This is a genomic window from Phenylobacterium sp., assembly GCF_965229015.1.
Taxonomy (GTDB): domain Bacteria; phylum Pseudomonadota; class Alphaproteobacteria; order Caulobacterales; family Caulobacteraceae; genus Phenylobacterium.
The window spans coordinates 608,831-624,851 of record NZ_CBDDIM010000002.1 but is presented as its reverse complement, the minus strand read 5'-3'; the positions used below and the strand labels follow the sequence as shown (position 1 = coordinate 624,851).

Annotated in this window: 15 protein-coding genes; 7 read left to right on the top strand and 8 right to left on the bottom strand. The window is 71.3% G+C overall.

All coding sequences use genetic code 11. The features are described 5' to 3' along the window. Position 1: 1 nt before the first annotated feature. From ACO06I_RS19345 to ACO06I_RS19335, 3 genes are all read right to left on the bottom strand, one after another. Positions 2–1,042 (bottom strand): quinone-dependent dihydroorotate dehydrogenase, encoded by a 1,041-nt coding sequence (locus tag ACO06I_RS19345; RefSeq protein WP_421934254.1) that lies wholly within the window; start codon positions 1,040–1,042, stop codon positions 2–4. Continuing rightward, positions 1,039–1,380, bottom strand: a complete 342-nt coding sequence (locus ACO06I_RS19340) for a DUF952 domain-containing protein (RefSeq protein ID WP_421934253.1) — start codon at positions 1,378–1,380, stop codon at positions 1,039–1,041. The genes ACO06I_RS19345 and ACO06I_RS19340 overlap by 4 nt, the downstream gene beginning before the upstream one ends. 158 nt (positions 1,381–1,538) lie before the next feature. Then, complete coding sequence (locus ACO06I_RS19335; RefSeq protein ID WP_421934252.1) at positions 1,539–2,030, bottom strand: SixA phosphatase family protein; 492 nt, start codon at positions 2,028–2,030, stop codon at positions 1,539–1,541. A gap of 107 nt (positions 2,031–2,137) precedes the next feature. Here ACO06I_RS19335 and metX point away from each other — a divergent pair, with 107 nt between their 5' ends. After that, positions 2,138–3,295 (top strand): homoserine O-acetyltransferase MetX, encoded by a 1,158-nt coding sequence (gene metX / locus ACO06I_RS19330; RefSeq protein WP_421934251.1) that lies wholly within the window; start codon positions 2,138–2,140, stop codon positions 3,293–3,295. Then, positions 3,292–3,948 carry a methionine biosynthesis protein MetW gene (metW, locus tag ACO06I_RS19325; protein ID WP_421934250.1) on the top strand — a complete coding sequence of 219 codons (657 nt, stop codon included), beginning with the start codon at positions 3,292–3,294 and terminating at the stop codon, positions 3,946–3,948. The genes metX and metW overlap by 4 nt, the downstream gene beginning before the upstream one ends. 115 nt (positions 3,949–4,063) lie before the next feature. On the opposite strand, the gene ACO06I_RS19320 is transcribed toward metW, so the two are convergent. Next, positions 4,064–4,342 carry a hypothetical protein gene (locus ACO06I_RS19320; RefSeq protein WP_421934249.1) on the bottom strand — a complete coding sequence of 93 codons (279 nt, stop codon included), beginning with the start codon at positions 4,340–4,342 and terminating at the stop codon, positions 4,064–4,066. Positions 4,343–4,354: 12 nt separating this feature from the next. Beyond that, positions 4,355–7,408: an autotransporter outer membrane beta-barrel domain-containing protein gene (locus ACO06I_RS19315; protein ID WP_421934248.1), complete on the bottom strand. Its 3,054-nt coding sequence runs from the start codon at positions 7,406–7,408 to the stop codon at positions 4,355–4,357. Positions 7,409–7,557: 149 nt separating this feature from the next. Here ACO06I_RS19315 and ACO06I_RS19310 point away from each other — a divergent pair, with 149 nt between their 5' ends. The 3 genes from ACO06I_RS19310 to hemE all read left to right on the top strand — a co-directional run bounded on the left by ACO06I_RS19310 (position 7,558) and on the right by hemE (position 10,424). Then, positions 7,558–7,899, top strand: coding sequence for a helix-turn-helix domain-containing protein (locus tag ACO06I_RS19310; protein WP_421934247.1), 342 nt, complete (start codon positions 7,558–7,560; stop codon positions 7,897–7,899). A gap of 16 nt (positions 7,900–7,915) precedes the next feature. Beyond that, positions 7,916–9,283 (top strand): hypothetical protein, encoded by a 1,368-nt coding sequence (locus tag ACO06I_RS19305; protein ID WP_421934246.1) that lies wholly within the window; start codon positions 7,916–7,918, stop codon positions 9,281–9,283. Between the two features lie 88 nt (positions 9,284–9,371). Continuing rightward, positions 9,372–10,424, top strand: coding sequence for a uroporphyrinogen decarboxylase (hemE, locus tag ACO06I_RS19300; RefSeq protein WP_421934245.1), 1,053 nt, complete (start codon positions 9,372–9,374; stop codon positions 10,422–10,424). Here the strand turns inward: hemE and ACO06I_RS19295 are convergent. Together ACO06I_RS19295 and ACO06I_RS19290 are read right to left on the bottom strand one after the other, a co-directional pair. After that, positions 10,421–12,046 (bottom strand): NAD(P)/FAD-dependent oxidoreductase, encoded by a 1,626-nt coding sequence (locus tag ACO06I_RS19295; RefSeq protein ID WP_421934244.1) that lies wholly within the window; start codon positions 12,044–12,046, stop codon positions 10,421–10,423. The genes hemE and ACO06I_RS19295 overlap by 4 nt on opposite strands. Before the next feature lie 45 nt (positions 12,047–12,091). Then, complete coding sequence (locus tag ACO06I_RS19290) at positions 12,092–12,769, bottom strand: nitroreductase (RefSeq protein WP_421934243.1); 678 nt, start codon at positions 12,767–12,769, stop codon at positions 12,092–12,094. Between the two features lie 219 nt (positions 12,770–12,988). On the opposite strand from ACO06I_RS19290, the gene ACO06I_RS19285 reads away from it, so the two are divergent. Both ACO06I_RS19285 and ACO06I_RS19280 read left to right on the top strand, forming a co-directional pair. After that, a complete protein-coding gene (locus tag ACO06I_RS19285; RefSeq protein WP_421934242.1) occupies positions 12,989–14,311 on the top strand; it encodes a cytochrome P450 in 1,323 nt (440 codons plus the stop codon). Between the two features lie 260 nt (positions 14,312–14,571). Next, complete coding sequence (locus ACO06I_RS19280) at positions 14,572–15,441, top strand: alpha/beta fold hydrolase (protein WP_421934241.1); 870 nt, start codon at positions 14,572–14,574, stop codon at positions 15,439–15,441. A gap of 44 nt (positions 15,442–15,485) precedes the next feature. Here the strand turns inward: ACO06I_RS19280 and ACO06I_RS19275 are convergent, their stop codons facing one another. Continuing rightward, the gene (locus tag ACO06I_RS19275; RefSeq protein ID WP_421934240.1) at positions 15,486–15,908 is read right to left on the bottom strand and encodes a YciI family protein; all 423 of its coding nucleotides are present in this window, start codon (positions 15,906–15,908) and stop codon (positions 15,486–15,488) included. Between the last annotated feature and the right edge of the window lie 113 nt (positions 15,909–16,021).

The window sequence follows — 16,021 nt, the reverse complement described above, 5'->3', positions numbered from 1 at the left end:
TCTAGCGATCCGCACCCACCGCGTCGGCCACCTGGGCGAAGCCGTCGGCCCGCAGGCGCCGCGCCAGGTCGGCCTTGATCCGGCTCACCAGGCCCGGCCCGCCGAACACCATGGCCGAATAGAGCTGCACGGCGCTGGCGCCGGCCCGGATGCGCGCATAGGCGTCGGCGCCCGAGGCGATTCCGCCGGCCCCGATCAGGACCGTCCGCCCCGTCGCCGCGGCGTGGAACTCCGCCATCATCTGCTGGGCCAGCGGCTTGAGCGGCGCGCCCGAGAGTCCGCCGGCCTCCCCAGCCTGGGGCGAGGCCAGGGGCGGGCGGCTGATGGTGGTGTTGGAGACGATGATCCCCGACAGGCCATTGGCGATCACCGTCTCGACGATGGCCTCCACCTCGCCGGCCTCCAGGTCGGGCGCCACCTTCAGGAACGTGGGGACCCGGCCGCCGGCCGGCAGGCGGTCGCGGGCCTCGGCCAGCCTTCCCAGCAGCTCCTCCAGCGCGGCCTTGGTCTGCAGGGCGCGCAGGCCCGGCGTGTTGGGCGAGGAAATGTTGATGGTGAAATAGGAGGCCAGGCCCCACAGGCGGGTGAGCCCCGTCACATAGTCGCCAATGCGGTCGGCGGCGTCCTTGTTGGCGCCGATATTGGCCCCCACCACCCCGGGGCCGCGCCGCGTCAGCCGGGCGGCGAAGGCCTCCAGCCCCGCATTGTTGAAGCCCATCCGGTTGATGACGCCCTGGTCCTCCGTCAGCCGGAACAGCCGCGGCCGGGGATTGCCCGCCTGGGACAGGGGCGTGACCGTGCCGCACTCCACGAAGCCGAAGCCCGCCGCCAGCATGGGACCGAAGACCTGGGCGTTCTTGTCGAACCCCGGCGCCAGCCCCACGCAGTTGGGCAGGGAAAGCCCCGCCACCGTCGTCGCCAGGATGGGATCGTCGGCGCCCCCGCGCGGACCCAGCCCCAGCTCCAGGGCCTTGATCGTCACCCCGTGGGCGTCCTCGGGATCGAGCAGATGCAGGGCGCGGGCGGCCAGGTCGTGGATCACGCCAGGTCTCCCAGCACCGGGACCCCGTCGGGGCCCAGGGGGGCCTCGCGCACCGCCACGACCTCGCTCACCGGCAGGGGTTCGTAGAGATGGGGAAAGAGGTCGCCGCCCCGCGACGGCTCCCAGCGCACCGCCTGGCTGAGCACCTCGGTCTCCACCTCCAGCATCACCAGGTCGGGGATGTGCTTGAAATAGCGCCGCGCCGTCTCGGCGGCCTGGAGGCCGGTGGACAGGTGGATATAGCCGTCGGCCAGGTCGATCCCCGACCCCGCGAACTGGCCCGCCCCCTGGGCGGCGGTCCATTCGGAACGGGGCAGGAGCTTGTAGATGCGGGTCATGCCCTTCCTCTCCCCTTCTCAGGGGAGAGGGTAGGGTGAGGGGTCTGCGGCCTCTCAACCCATGCGGCGTCCGGTCGATACGTCCCCCTCACCCTACCCTCTCCCCCCGAAGAGGCGGGGGGAGAGGAGGTGACCATGTTCGACGCTTCGCTCATCATCTACCGCCCCGGAAAGAACAGTCCGTCATAGGACGGTCGCCCCGCATGGTCGAAGAGGAAGACCGCCGCCGCGGCCGTGGGGAAACCGTTCTGGGCGCGGGCGATCAGGGCCGGGGGCGCGCCGCCCTGGACCAGCATCTGCACCGCCAGCTCCTGCAGGCCCGGATTGTGCCCCACCACCATCACCGTGCCCGCCGTGGCCCCGGCCGCCTCGGCCAGCACCCGGATGGTCTCGGCCTCGGCCAGGTAGAGGCTGTCCTCGAAGCGGGCCACGGCCTTGGGGAAGGCCGGGGCCACCGCGGCCCAGGTGCCCCGGGTGCGGGCGGCGGCCGAGACCAGGGCCAGGTCCGGCGACAGGCCCAGCTCCGCCAGGGTCTCGCCCATGGCCGCCGATTCGGCCGCGCCCCGGCTCGCCAGGCGGCGGTCGAAGTCGTCGCCGCTCTTGGCGTCGCGCTCGGCCTCGCCGTGCCGCAGGAGTATCAGCCGGTCCATGGTCTCTCCGTCACCCCGCCATGCTGGGAGTCGATCGGTTCATAGCGGGCAAGCGCGCCGACGCGAAGCGGTTGACAGCGAAAGAGGTTGGCGGTCCAAGCGGGCCCATGAGCGACGTCGGCCACGCCCCCCTCGCGACCCCGACCCAGGGCGGGATCTGGCGCTCGCCCGCCGACCGGCCGCTGCGCCTGGATTCCGGCGCCATCCTCGCCCCCCTGGAGATGGCCTACAACACCTACGGGACCCTCAACGCCGACAAGTCCAACGCCGTCCTGATCTGCCACGCGCTCACCGGCGACCAGTATGTGGCCTCCACCCATCCGGTGACCGGCAAGCCGGGCTGGTGGACCACGGTGGTGGGTCCCGGCCTGCCGCTGGACCCGGCCCGCTACTTCATCATCTGCGCCAACGTCATCGGCGGCTGCATGGGCTCGACGGGCCCGGCCTCCCCCGATCCCACCACCGGCAAGCCCTATGGCCTGGCCTTCCCGATGATCACCATCGCCGACATGGTCCGCGCCCAGGCCATGCTGGTGGAGTCCTTCGGGATCGAGACCCTGTTCTCCGTGGTGGGCACCTCCATGGGCGGGATGCAGGTCCTGCAGTGGGCGGCCGACTATCCCGAGCGGCTGTTCTCGGCCATCTGCGTGGCCGCCGCCGCCCGCCACTCGGCCCAGAACATCGCCTTCCACGAGGTGGGGCGCCAGGCGATCATGGCCGACCCCGACTGGCGCGGCGGCGCCTACGAGCTCGAGGGCGTCCGCCCCGAGAAGGGCCTGGCCGTGGCCCGCATGGCCGCCCACATCACCTATCTGTCGGAGACCGCCCTGCAGCGGAAGTTCGGCCGCGAGCTGCAGCGCGACGGCCTGTCCTGGGGCTTCGACGCCGACTTCCAGGTGGAGAGCTATCTGCGCCACCAGGGGGCCAGCTTCGTCGACCGCTTCGACGCCAACTCCTACCTCTACATCACCCGGGCGCTCGACTATTTCGACCTGGCCGCCAACCACGGCGGGGTCCTGGCCAACGCCTTCCTGCAGGCCCGTAAGGTGCGGTTCTGCGTGCTCTCCTTCTCCTCGGACTGGCTCTACGCCACCGCCGAGAGCCGCGACATCGTGCGCGCCCTGAACGCCGCCGGCTGCCGGGCCAGCTTCGCCGAGATCACCACCGACAAGGGCCACGACGCCATCTTCCTGGAGGAGCCGGCCCTGGACTCGGCCCTGCGCGGCTTCCTGGCCTCCGCGGCGGAAAAGCGGGGCCTGGCGTGAGGACCCAGCGGGAGGACTTCAAGGAGATCTTGCGCCTGGTCCGCCCGGGATCCCGCGTGCTGGACGTCGGCTGCGGCGAGGGCGAGCTCCTGGAGCTGCTGACCCGCGAGAAGCATGTCGATGGCCAGGGCCTGGAGATCTCCAGCGAAGGCGTCTCGGCCTGCCTGGCCCGCGGCCTGGCGGTGGTGCAGGGGGACGGCGACCGCGACCTCGATCACTTCCCCACCAAGGCCTTCGACTACGCCATCCTGTCCAAGACCCTGCAGCAGATGCGCGAGCCCCGGCACGTGCTCAACGAGCTGCTGCGCATCGCCGACCGGGCGGTGGTCTCCCTGCCCAATTTCGGCCAGTGGCGGGTGCGCTGGTCGCTGATGGTGCGCGGCCGCATGCCCGAGACCAAGGCCCTGCCCGAGCCCTGGTGGTCGACCCCCAACATCCACCTCTGCACCCTGCACGACTTCACCGCCCTGTGCGACGACCTCGACCTGCGGATCGAGGCCTGCGCGGCGCTGAACAACGGCAAGCCGGCGCGGGCCATCGACCCGACCCGGGCCCTGGAGAACTGGCGCTCGGAGACCGCCCTCTTCCTGCTCAGCCGCAAGGGCCAAGCGCAGGCCGCGGCGATCCCACCGGGCGAACTGTTTCCGAAATAACCCCCCGCTCACCCCGGCGCGGCCGGGGCCCGGGACGCCGGACCCGGGGAGGGGTCCTGTCTGTCCTGGGTCCCGGCCTGGGGGCAGGCCGGGATGAGCGCCCGGGGGGGACTTGTCAGGCCAGCCACCTCGGCTGGCGCAGGCCAGCGGCGGCCATCAGGCTGATGGCCGCCATGGCGCCCTCGAACAGGCACAGGGCCGCGACGATCAGCACCGGGGTCTCGCCCAGCGCGCGGGGGTCGAGGGCCACCAGGACGCCGCCGGCGACCAGGCACAGGATCGAGCCCGCGAAGGCGACCTTGGAGCGCCACAGCGGCGGCTTTCCGGCGGTGTGGCGGGCGACGCAGACGAGAACCGCCGCCAGCGCCAGAAGTCCTCCGGCCAGGTGGATCATCGGAGTAAGCCCCTAGAACAACATCCTCGCGACGATGCGGGCGTCATAGGCCTCGTAGTCGTCGCGAATCTCCCCGCCGCCTTCCAGGGCGAAGTCGAGATACTCGCCCTGGCCACGCAGGGCCAACCGTACAACCGCCCCGCCGCCCGAGAGTTCCGGGGCCGCGATGGTGAAGGCCGATCCGCCGCTGACGAACCGCGCGGTGGTGGAATCGGCGCCGTCGCCGGCCACCTGGCGCCAGCCGGCGGTGAGCTCCGGGCCCCAGCGGAAGTCGCCCTTCAGCCCGAACCTCGCCCCGACGCTGACCCCGGCGAAGGCCGCCATCTGGCTGGAGGACCGCTCGTCGATGGCCAGGTTCATGGCGTCCCCGCCCCCGGTCTCGGTGCGGTCGCCCTCCTTCAGCAGGAAGTAGTCGAAGCTGGCCTGGGGCCGGGCGTAGAAGGTGTCGCCCTCCAGGTTCCAGTTCAGGTGGGCGTGGGCCGCCACCGTGGCGCCGTTCCAGTCGGCCGAGGCCGTGCGGGTGAAGCCTGAGTCGGTCAGCACCCGCTCGCTCTTCAGCGAGGCGTAGCCGCCGGTGATCCCCGCCCCCACCGTCAGGTCGCCGAGGCTCTCGCGCCAGTAGACCCCGGCCGACAGCACCGAGCCGGTCAGCGACTCCGAGCCCACCGAGCCGGCCTCGTCCACGTCCACATTGAGGAAGCTGGTCTGCAGGCCCAGCGTGCCGAAGGCGGTGTCGGGAACCTCGATCCCCGCGGCCAGGCCAAAGCCCCCGGCGTCGTAGGAGGAGGCCCGGTCGAGGTCGCGCTTGACCATCACCGCGATCTCCTGGGTCCAGGCCCGCACGCCGTCCCCCGCCGCCATGGAGGCGTCGGCCTCCGGGCCCCGGCCCGCGGCGTCCGAGGCCGCCGCCAGGGTGTGGAACAGGCCGCCGGAATGGTCGGGCAGGAACTGGTCGTAGAGGGCCTGGAAGCCCGCCGCCGTGGTCTTGGACAGCAGGGCGTCGCGCACCGAGGCGTCCTTGTCGAAGGCGGCGAACACCGCGTCATAGGCCGCCCCTTCCGCCGTGGTCAGCCCGGCCTCGGCGGCGGTGCGGCGGCGCACCTCGGCGATCAGGCTGGCGGTGGGCGTGTCGACCCGCAGGCTGGTCTTGTAGAGGAAAGGGGTGTCCCCCAGCAGGCTCTCATCCAGAGCGCCGGTGGTCAGCGAACCGGCCCTGATCAGGGTGAAGCTGGCCGGCGCCTCCAGCTTGGAGGCGAAGGCCAGGCCCACCTTGGCGCCGGTGGCCAGGGTGGCGGCGCCTGCCACGTTGAAGGTCGTGGCCTTGCCGGCCTTGGGATCGGCGGTGAACACCAGCTCGCCGGTCGCGCCGACGTTCAGGCTGGTGAGGTTGACGCCTTGGGTGCTCGTATCGGTCAGCCGGCCCTTGACGATGTCGATGGCCAGGCCGCCGCCGGCGTCGGTCAGCGCGCCGGTCAGCCTGGCGCCGCCGTTGATCAGCAGGCTGTCGGCGCCCGAGCCGAAGCCGACGGCGCCGTTCAGCACCCCGGCCAGCAGCTCCAGCCGCGCCGCCCCGGAGCCGAACAGCACGTCGCCGGTGATGGTGGGGATGATGGTGGTGTCGGTATTGGCGTACTGGCGCAGCAGCACGCCCGCCGTATTGGCCCGCAGGTCGAGCGCGATGGCCCGGCCGGTGACGGCGATCGTGGAGTCGGTGGCGGTCACCGTGGCGGTGATGGAATTGGTGGTCTCGATGGCCCGCAGCGACCCCGAGGCGTCCAGGACGGCGGTGGCCGAGGCCTTGGAGCCATTCACCACCGCATTGATCACCCCGCCATTGGCCAGGTAGGGCAGGCTCGCCCCGGCGTCGAGGCGCAGGGCGGTGGCGTCGGCGACGTCGGTGGCGGTGGCGGTGGCCCGGATGATCCCGGTGTTGGTCAGGCTGGGGCTCTGGGCCCCCGACCCGACCCGGACCGCCGTGGCGCTGGCCTTGACCCCCACCCCCAGGATCGAGCCGGCGTTCCAGATCCCGCCGTCCACGGTCACCGTCCCGCCCTGGCCGCCCAGCTGCAGGGCCGTGGCGGTGATCCCGTCATAGATCCCCGCCGCCTGGATGACGCCCTTGTTCATCAGGCCATAGGCGTCGGCCCCGGTCCCGAGGACGCCCAGCCGCACGCCGCGGCCGGCCGCGCCGATCACCATGCCCGGCGCCGAGCCATAGGAGGTGACGGCCCCCGACGACCCCACCAGCAGGCCGCCGAACAGGTCGCCGCGCACCCGCACTGCCGGCCCGCCCAGCAGCAGGTCGTCGGCGTCCAGCTTGGCCACCACCGCGTCGGTTCCCCGCGTGGTCGACCGGAAGCCGGTGGCCGAGACCGCCGCATTGAGGGAGAGCTTGCCGCCGACATTGTCGTCCACCGCCACGGCGATGGAGTCCAGGCCTTGGGCGGTGACGCTCCCGGTCACCGCCACGTCGCCGCCGACCGTGCCTCCGGTGTGGATACCGAAGGAACGGTCGCCGACCACCGAGATCGCGCCGGCCGTCTGCAGCGATCCGTCGATGGCGCTCTCCAACGCGACGCCGGCTGAATCATTGCCCTCCACCACGATCGACCCGCCGGTCTGGGTGATCGAGCCATGGAAGGTGGCGGGCCCCGTCACCCGGACCCCGAACCGGCCCGAGCCGACGGCGAACTGGCCGTCGTTGTCGCCGTCGGAATCGGTGTCCTTGATCTCGGTGGACTCATCGACGGTGATGGAGCCCGACAGCTTCACCTCGCCCGTATTGCCCCCCACCACCGCCAGGCCGACGGCGTTGTTGGCGTCGCTGATGGCGACCACGCCCTCGAGGGTGACGTTGTTGTTGCTGTTCAGGGTGATCGCGGTCCCGCTGGTGGGCTTGATGGAGCCCGCCGAGGTGACGCGCACGTCGTCGCGGGCCCCGCTGGCGGCGGTGGCGGTGGCCACCGGCGTGGTCACCGCGGTGGAGATGGCGGTCTCGGCCCAGGCGGGCGCGGCCATCAGGCACAGGGGGGAGGCCGCGGCGAGCAGGAGGTGGCGAGGCGACATGGGCGATCCAGGTGGTGGCGGGACGAGGGGAGGTCGTCTATTGTACGGACGACGAGGCGTTATACGTCGCGTATTAATGTGTTTCGTAAGAACTGTATATTGTGTCGATTGCGGCGGCAAGATGGCGCCGCCCTGGAGTAGGAACCGAGATGCCGAGACCCGCCGTGGACCCGGTGCGCGCCGCCGCCACCAAGGCCCTGCGCCAGGAGGCCGGCCGCTGGCTGAAGGCCGGGCGCGAGGCCGCGGGCCTGACCCAGGCCGAACTCGCCGAGCAGGTGGGCATGCGCTACTACACCTTCGTCTCCCAGGTGGAGAGCGGCCTGGGCCGCGTCCCCATCGAGATGCAGCGGGCCTGGGCCCTTGCGGTCGGCCTTGATCCCGCCCATTTCGCCCGCACCTTGCTCGCCTATTACGAGCCCGAGCTGAACCGGCTGCTGTTCGGGGACGCCGCCGAGATCATCCCCGACGCCCAGCGCGCCTTCGGGACCTGAGGACCGCCCCTTCCCGATGAGCAACGTCGTCCCCTTCACCCCGAGGCCTGACACCGGCGGCTGGACCGCCGGCGAGCGCGCCAAGCTGTCGGACCTGGCCGACCGCCTGGCCGCCGAGGGCATCCATGTGCGGGTGGTCTATGGGGCCACCGACGCGGGCGACCCCTGGTGCGTGATCACCGACGAGAACGACGAGGTCCTGGTCCACGTCGCCCGCATCAACGGCCAGTTCGTCATCCATGACGCCGCCGCCGACGCGGTGGAGGAGGGCGACACCCTCTGGACCGCCTTCGACCGCCTGCTGGGCGAGGGCTGGCGCGAGGCCGAGGGCCAGGTGGTGGTGCCGATGGCCGCCCGCCAGGCCCAGACCCTGATGGCCCTGGTGGTGGCCGCCGCCTTCTTCGACATGACCGCCCAGGCCCACGAGGCGCCCGACTTCGACGGCCATCACGACACGCCCGCCGAGATCCTGGCCGCCTTCGCCGCCGCCGTGACCCTGGCCGCCCCCTCGGCAGAGGCGCAGGAGCACCAGCGCTTCGAACGCAACGCCGCCCCGGCCGAGACCGACGGCCCTCAGGGGTCCTCCGCCGACCCGGCGGGCGCCGAAGACCAGCCCGCCACCCCGGCCCTCGCCCCGCCCGACGCCGACGCCGACGCCGACGCCGCCAAGTCGTCCCTGCAGGCCGAGGCGAGCGCCGGCGACGCCGACGCCACCCTGGCGGGCGACGCCCGCCCGCTCCAGGGCGCCGAGGGGGGCCAGACGCTGCGCGGCGGCGACGGCGACGACCTGCTGACGGGCGGCTCCGGGAATGACAGCCTGAACGGCGGCGGCGGCGGCGACCACCTGCTCGGGGGCGACGGCGACGACACCCTGGCGGGCGGCGGGGCGGGCTCCACCCAGGTCGACCTCCTGGAGGGGGGCGCCGGAAACGACCGCATCGAACTCGGCCAGAACGTGGTGGCCATCGGCGGCGCCGGAGACGACACCTTCGTCATCACCCCGCCGGCCCACGACCAGACCCCGCCCCCGCAGCACGCCCTGGGCGTGATCCTCGACTTCTCCGCCGGCGACCGCCTGGCCGACGGCGCGGGGCGCCTGATCAATATCCTGAACGCCATCCGCCAGGACGACGTGCTGAGCGGCCTGCGCGGCTTCACCGGAACCGGCCACCTCCCCACCCCGCCGGTCCCCGGCTTCCGGGTCGAGGTGGACGTCAACGGCGACAACCAGGCCGACGGCTTCGTCATGGTCGCCGGAACCGGCGCCGCGGGCCTGGTGAACCATGTCCTCGCCGGCGGCGCCCATCCGCCCATCGCCCCCGACAGCGCCCCCATCACCCTCCCGGTCCACCCGCCCATCCCCGACGGCGACTTCCTGGGCTAGGGCCCGCCGCCCCCCCCGCTCCGTCATTGGCGACTCCCACCCGGCTTGCTAGCAATAGGGCGCAGCTTCAACCCAAGGCGGAGATGACATGGTCCAGGAGAAGTTGCTGCTGCGCGCCCTGCGGGGCGAGCGCACCGAGCGCCCCCCGATCTGGCTGATGCGCCAGGCCGGTCGCTACCTGCCCGAATATCACGACACCCGGGCCGCGGCCGGCGGCATGCTGCAGCTCTGCAACTCCCCCGACCACGCTGTCGAGGTCACCCTGCAGCCGATCCGCCGCTTCGGCCTCGACGGCGCCATCCTGTTCGCCGACCTGCCCCAGCTCGCCGCCGCCCTGGGCCAGACCCTGGACTATGTCGAGGGGGAGGGCCCGACGCTGAGCCCGCCGATCCGCTGCGCCGACGACATCGAGCGCCATCTCAGCGCCGAGCGCCTGCATGAGAACCTGGCCCCGATCTATGAGACCGTGCGCCGGCTCGCCGTCGAGCTGCCCAGCGACGTCACCCTGATCGGCTATGCCGGCGCCCCCTGGACCATCGCCACCTACATGGTGGAGGGCCGCGGCGGCGGCGCCACCGACCACGCCGTCATCCGCCAGTGGGCGCTGGCTGATCCCGACAGCTTCCAGCCCCTGATCGACCTGCTCACCGAGGCGGTGATCGCCTTCCTCGACCGCCAGATTCAGTGCGGCGCCCAGGCGGTCCAGATCTTCGAGAGCTGGGCCGGCCTGCTGCCCGAGCCCTTCTTCCGCCGTTGGTGCGTCGCCCCCGCCGCCGCCATCGTCGCCGCCCTCAAGGCCAAACATCCCACCGTGCCGGTGATCGCCTTCCCCCGCGCCGCGGGCCTGCTCTACGAGACCTATGTGGCCGAGGTCGCCGCCGATTGCATCGGCCTCGACACCACCGTCCCCTTGGCCTGGGCGGCCGACCGGATCCAGGGCGAGGGCCGCTGCATCCAGGGCAATCTCGACCCCCAGCTCCTGGTGGCCGGCGGCCCGGCCCTGGCCGCCGAGACCGACCGCATCCTGCGGGCGGCCACGGGCGGACCCTTCATCTTCAACCTCGGCCACGGCATCCCCAAGACCACCCCGCCCGAGCACGTCGGCGCCCTGGTTCGCCAGGTCCAGGCCTGGCGGGGTTAGGTGACCGCCTCGCCCACCATCGCCCGGGCCACCGCCTCGGCGACCTTGATGCCGTCGATGGCCGCCGAGAGGATGCCGCCGGCATAGCCCGCCCCCTCGCCGGCCGGGAACAGGCCGCGCAGGGTCAGGCTCTGGAAGTCGGCGTCGCGGGTGATTCGGATCGGCGAGGAGGTGCGGGTCTCCACCCCGGTCAGCACCGCGTCGGGATCGTCGTAGCGCGGGATCTTGCGGCCGAAGACCGGCAGGGCCTCGCGCATCGCCGCGCTCACATAGTCCGGCATCAGGGCCGCCAGGTCCGTCGGCCGCACACCGGGCTTGTAGCTGGGAACCACCTCACCGAGCGCCGTCGAGGCCCGGCCCGCCAGGAAGTCCCCCACCCTCTGCCCCGGCGCGGAATAGTCGCCGCCGCCGGCCACGAAGGCCGCGCTCTCCAGGGCCCGCTGCAGCTCGATCCCGGCCAACGGATGGTCGCTGCCGTAGTCCTCCGGCGAGATCCCCACCACGAAACCGGAATTGGCGTTCCGCTCGTTGCGCGAATACTGGCTCATGCCGTTGGTGACCACGCGGCCCGGCTCGGAGGCCGCGGCCACCACGGTTCCGCCCGGGCACATGCAGAAGCTGTAGACCGTCCGTCCGTTGGCGCAGTGGTGCGACAGGGAATAGGCCGCCGCCCCCAGGTCGGGATGCCCGGCGCAGGGGCCGAACAGGGCCTTGTCGATCCAGGACTGCGGGTGCTCGATGCGGAAGCCGATGGAGAAGGGCTTGGCCTCGATGTGGACGCCCCGGGCATGCAACGCCTCGAAGGTGTCGCGCGACGAATGGCCCACCGCCAGCACCACCTGCTCGGCCGCCATGACCTCCCCGCCCTTCAGGCGCAGGCCCGCCAGGCGCCGGACGCCGTCGGCCCCCGTCTCGATCTCCAGGTCGGTCACCTGACAGCCGAAGCGGTACTCCCCACCCAGCGCCTCGATCTTGGCGCGCATCGCCTCCACCATGGTCACCAGGCGGAAGGTGCCGATGTGCGGGTGGGCCTCGGTGAGGATCTCGGCCGGCGCGCCGGCCTCCACGAACTCGGCCAGCACCTTGCGGCCCAGGAAGCGCGGGTCCTTCACCTGGCTGTAGAGCTTGCCGTCGGAGAAGGTCCCGGCCCCGCCCTCGCCGAACTGGACGTTGGATTCGGGGTTCAGCTCGCCGCGCCGCCAAAGGCCCCAGGTATCTTTCGTCCGTTCACGGACGGCCTTGCCGCGATCGAGGATGATGGGGTTGAATCCCATCTCCGCCAGGATCAGCCCGGCGAACAGGCCGCACGGCCCGGCCCCGACCACCACCGGCCGCGGCGCCCCGCCCGGGGCCCTGGCCACCGGCCTGTAGGACGTGTCCGGCGTCACCCGCAGATGCGGGTCGCCCGCCCTCCGCGCCAGCACGTCCGCCTCGTCCTTCAGCTCGACGTCGACGATATAGACCTTGAGGATCGCGGCCTTCTTTCGCGCGTCATGCGCCCGCTTCCACACCGACCAGCTGAGCAGGTCGCCGGCGGGCACGCCCAGGCGCGCGACGATCGCCGCCGGCAGGGCGTCGGCCGGATGGTCCAGGGGCAGCTTGAGTTCCGAGATCCGCAACATGGCGGTTCTCTAGCGGTTCTGGGGGTTCAGCGCACCTGTGGGGCGCTACTCCTCGAACCCCACGAACACGGTGGCCTCCTCCACCGCCTTGCGTTCGGACACCACCGCATTGGCCGGGAAGTCGTCGTCGGGCCAGCCCAGCGCGATGGACTTCATGATCACCTGGTCGTCGGCGATGCCGGCGTGCTCGCGCACCACCGGCGACTGCATGATCCCCTGGCTGTTGATCACCGCCCCCAGGCCGCGCGACCAGGCGGCGTTGACCAGCGCCGTGGTCACCGCGCCGCAGTCGAAGGGGGTGTCGTCGCTGCCGTCCAGCACCTTGTCATAGGTGACGATCACGCAGACCGGGGCGTCGAACTGGCGGAAGCCGCGCAGCACCCAGTCCTGGCGCATCTCCTTGTCCTCGCGGGCGATCCCCATGGCCGAGAACAGCTGCTTGGCCACCACCACCTGGCGGTCGCGATGCGGACCCGCGAAGGGCTGGCCCTGGCGGAACTCGCGGGACTGCGGCACCCCGGCCACCATCCGCTCGGTGTTGCCCGCGCGGATCCTGTCCAGCGGCTCGCCGGTGATGACGTAGAAGTTCCACGGCTGGGTGTTCATCGACGACGGCGCGCGCATGGCGAGTGCGATGATCTCCTCGATCAGCTTGCGGGGGACGGGGTCGGGCTTGTAACCGCGGATGCTCCGGCGACCGAGGATAACGTCGTCAAACTTCATGGAGGGGTCCTGGGAGAGTTGGGCGGCCAAACCGCTGTCGCCTCAGTCTAAGGGCGCCGTCGCCACAATTCCAAACCCTGGGCGCCGCCCGGGCGCCCCCGGAAACGTGACCATGAAAATGACGCCCCCGTCAGGATGGCCCTTGTCGAACGCCGTTCAAGGCGACAGATGTGGGGGCAACGGGTCTCCAAGGACCTGACCCAATCGAGGAACGCCCCCATGAGCCAGAGCGCCACGCTCCAAGGCCGCACGGCCGACGCCGTCCGGGAAGAGGTCTACGCCCAGCCCATCGAAAGCCTGAACGTCGCGAACTCGGCGCTCTTCCAGGCCGACGCCCAGTGGCCCTATTTCGAGCGCCTGCGGGCCGAGGACCCCGTCCACTGGACCCCGGCCAGCGACTTCGAGCCCCACTGGGCCGTCACCCGCTACAACGACATCATGGCCGTCGACACCAATCACGAGGTCTTCTCCTCGGCGCAAGGCATCAGCCTGGGCCCGAGCGAGGAGATGATCGCCAAGCTGGTGGCCAGCGGCGCCCAGATGACCGGCGGCCCCTTCGGCGGCCCCAGCGGCGGGCCCACCATGTTCATCGCCATGGACCCGCCCAAGCACGACGAGCAGCGCAAGACCGTCAGCCCGGCGGTCTCGCCGCACAATCTGAAGATCATGGAGCCGCTGATCCGCGAGCGCGCCGGGATGATCCTCGACAGCCTGCCCATCGGGGAGGCCTTCGACTGGGTCGACAAGGTCTCCATGGAACTGACGGCCATGACCCTGGCCACCCTGTTCGGCATGCCGCAGGCGGACCGCCGCAAGCTGACCCGCTGGTCGGACACGGTGATGTCGCGTCCCGGCGACGGCGTCGTCGAGACCTGGGAGGAGAAGCGCGCCGAGATGGCCGCCTATGCCGGCTACTTCCTGAACCTGTGGGCCGAGCGCAAGGCCCAGCCGGTCGAGGGCGACATGGTCTCCATGCTGGCCCACGGCGAGGCCACCAAGGACATGAACCAGTTCGAGTACCTCGGGAACATCATCCTGCTGACCATCGGCGGCAACGACACCACCCGCAACACGATCTCCGGTTCGGTCTATGCGCTGAACAAGTTCCCCGACCAGTACGCCAAGCTGCGCGCCAATCCCGACCTGATCCCCTCGATGGTCTCCGAAACCATCCGCTGGCAGACCCCCTTGTCCCACATGAAGCGCGTGGCGACCCGCGACTTCGAACTGGGGGGCAAGACCATCAAGAAGGGCGACAATGTCGTCATGTGGTACGCCTCGGGCAACCGCGACGACACGGTGATCGAGAACCCCAACGCCTACATCATCGACCGTGAGCGCCCCCGCCAGCACCTCTCCTTCGGCTTCGGCGTCCACCGCTGCGTCGGCAACCGCCTGGCCGAGCTGCAGCTGAAGATCATCTGGGAGGAGATCCTCAAGCGCTTCCCCGAGATCAAGGTCCTGGAGGAGCCGCAGCGCGTCCCCTCCACCTTCGTCAAGGGCTACAAGTCCATGCAGGTGATGATCCCCCGCAAGCTCTAGGGCGGCGCGCAGACCGAGCGATCGCAGCGACGGGGCGCCCCCGATGCTCCCCCGCTGGGGGAGCTGTCAGCGAAGCTGACTGAGGGGGACTTTGCCTCCCTCAGCGACCGCCCGGCCCCCGCAAAGCGCATTCCAGTCCCCGTCACCCGGCCTTCGGCCGGGAGCTCCCCAAAGGGCGGGGCATCTACAGCGCCAAATCTCCCTGCCCTCCGCGGGCCTGCGGGTGCTAAGCCTCGCCGGCCCTGCCCGCGGAGATCGTCATGGAAGGCCCCACGTCCCATTTCTACGTCTCGCAGCGGCTGCGACTGCACTATGTCGACTGGGGCAATGAGGCGGCGCCGCCCCTCGTCCTGGTGCATGGCGGCCGCGACCACTGCCGCAACTGGGACTGGGTCGCCCAGCGCCTGCGCGACCGCTACCACGTCATCGCCCCGGACCTGCGCGGCCATGGCGACAGCGAATGGGCGGTGGGGGGCGGCTACGACCAGGCCGCCTACCTCTATGACCTGGCCCAGATCATCCACCAGAAGGGCATGGCCCCGGCCACCATCATCTCCCACTCCCTCGGCGCGGGGATCGCGCTCAACTACAGCGGCGCCTTCCCCGAGAGCGTGAGCAGGATCGTCGCCATCGAGGGCCTGGGCCCCTCCCCGGCCATGATGGCCGAACAGGCCAAGCGCACGGTGGAGGAACGCCTGCGCGCCTGGGTCGACGACCGGCGCAAGAATTCCGGCCGCACCCCGCGCCGCTACCCCAGCCTCGACGAGGCCGTGGCCCGCATGGCCCAGCAGAACCCCCACCTCTCGCCGGAGCAGGCCCGCCACCTGACCCTTTACGGCGTCAACCAGAACGAGGACGGCACCTATAGCTGGAAGTTCGACAACCACACCGGCGGCGGTGGGGTCGGCGGCCTCTCCCACGCCGACCAGCACCGGCTGTGGAGCCAGATCACCGCCCCGGTCCTGCTGGTGCGCGGCGCCGAGTCCTGGGCCTCCGACCCCGTGGTCGACGGCCGCATCCAGCATTTCCAAAACGCCCGCCTGGTGAACTTCGAAGGCGCCGGCCACTGGGTCCACCACGACCGCCTCGAAGCCTTCATGGCCGAGGTGGAGACCTTCCTGGCGGAATAGGGGGCGGGGCGCTGATAGACCTATAGCCGCCGTCATCCCGGCCCTTAGGCCACCCCTAGCGCCCCGCGTTCCCCGCCCTGCGGCGCCGGAACCTCCAGGTCCAGGGCCTGCGCCATGTCCTGCGCCTCGAAGAAAGGCCGGATTTCGATCTCGCTGCGGCCAGGCATGGGGTTGGGGCTGCGCCGGGCCCAGGCCACGGCCTCGTCCATGTCCTTGACCTCCCAGATCGAGAAGCCGGCCACCAGCTCCTTGCTCTCGACGAAGGGTCCGTCGATCACCGTCCGCTCCGGCCCCTCGAAGACGATCCGCTTGGCCGCGCCGGAGTTCTTCAGACCGGCCCCGGCCACCAGGACCCCGGCGGCCACCAGCTCCTCGGTGAACCGCTCCATCGCCTCGAACGCTTCCATCGTGGGGGGCGTCCCCGCCTCGCTCGCCTGCGTGGCCTTCGCCAACACCATCACCCGCATCGCCTGTCTCCCGGCCTGAGCCCTCGGCGGCTCATCGGAACGACGAACGAGCGCGGCGGAAATCGACATCGGGTTCGGCGACAGTGCGTCAAATCACCTTCGGCTCACCGAAT

Coding starts and splice junctions, on each gene's coding strand:
- ACO06I_RS19340 (WP_421934253.1), bottom strand. CDS start 1,380: ATGACCCGCATCTACAAGCTCCTGCCCCGTTCCGAATGGACCGCCGCC.
- ACO06I_RS19335 (WP_421934252.1), bottom strand. CDS start 2,030: ATGGACCGGCTGATACTCCTGCGGCACGGCGAGGCCGAGCGCGACGCC.
- metX (WP_421934251.1), top strand. CDS start 2,138: ATGAGCGACGTCGGCCACGCCCCCCTCGCGACCCCGACCCAGGGCGGG.
- ACO06I_RS19320 (WP_421934249.1), bottom strand. CDS start 4,342: ATGATCCACCTGGCCGGAGGACTTCTGGCGCTGGCGGCGGTTCTCGTC.
- ACO06I_RS19315 (WP_421934248.1), bottom strand. CDS start 7,408: ATGTCGCCTCGCCACCTCCTGCTCGCCGCGGCCTCCCCCCTGTGCCTG.
- ACO06I_RS19310 (WP_421934247.1), top strand. CDS start 7,558: ATGCCGAGACCCGCCGTGGACCCGGTGCGCGCCGCCGCCACCAAGGCC.
- ACO06I_RS19305 (WP_421934246.1), top strand. CDS start 7,916: ATGAGCAACGTCGTCCCCTTCACCCCGAGGCCTGACACCGGCGGCTGG.
- hemE (WP_421934245.1), top strand. CDS start 9,372: ATGGTCCAGGAGAAGTTGCTGCTGCGCGCCCTGCGGGGCGAGCGCACC.
- ACO06I_RS19295 (WP_421934244.1), bottom strand. CDS start 12,046: ATGTTGCGGATCTCGGAACTCAAGCTGCCCCTGGACCATCCGGCCGAC.
- ACO06I_RS19290 (WP_421934243.1), bottom strand. CDS start 12,769: ATGAAGTTTGACGACGTTATCCTCGGTCGCCGGAGCATCCGCGGTTAC.
- ACO06I_RS19285 (WP_421934242.1), top strand. CDS start 12,989: ATGAGCCAGAGCGCCACGCTCCAAGGCCGCACGGCCGACGCCGTCCGG.
- ACO06I_RS19280 (WP_421934241.1), top strand. CDS start 14,572: ATGGAAGGCCCCACGTCCCATTTCTACGTCTCGCAGCGGCTGCGACTG.
- ACO06I_RS19275 (WP_421934240.1), bottom strand. CDS start 15,908: ATGCGGGTGATGGTGTTGGCGAAGGCCACGCAGGCGAGCGAGGCGGGG.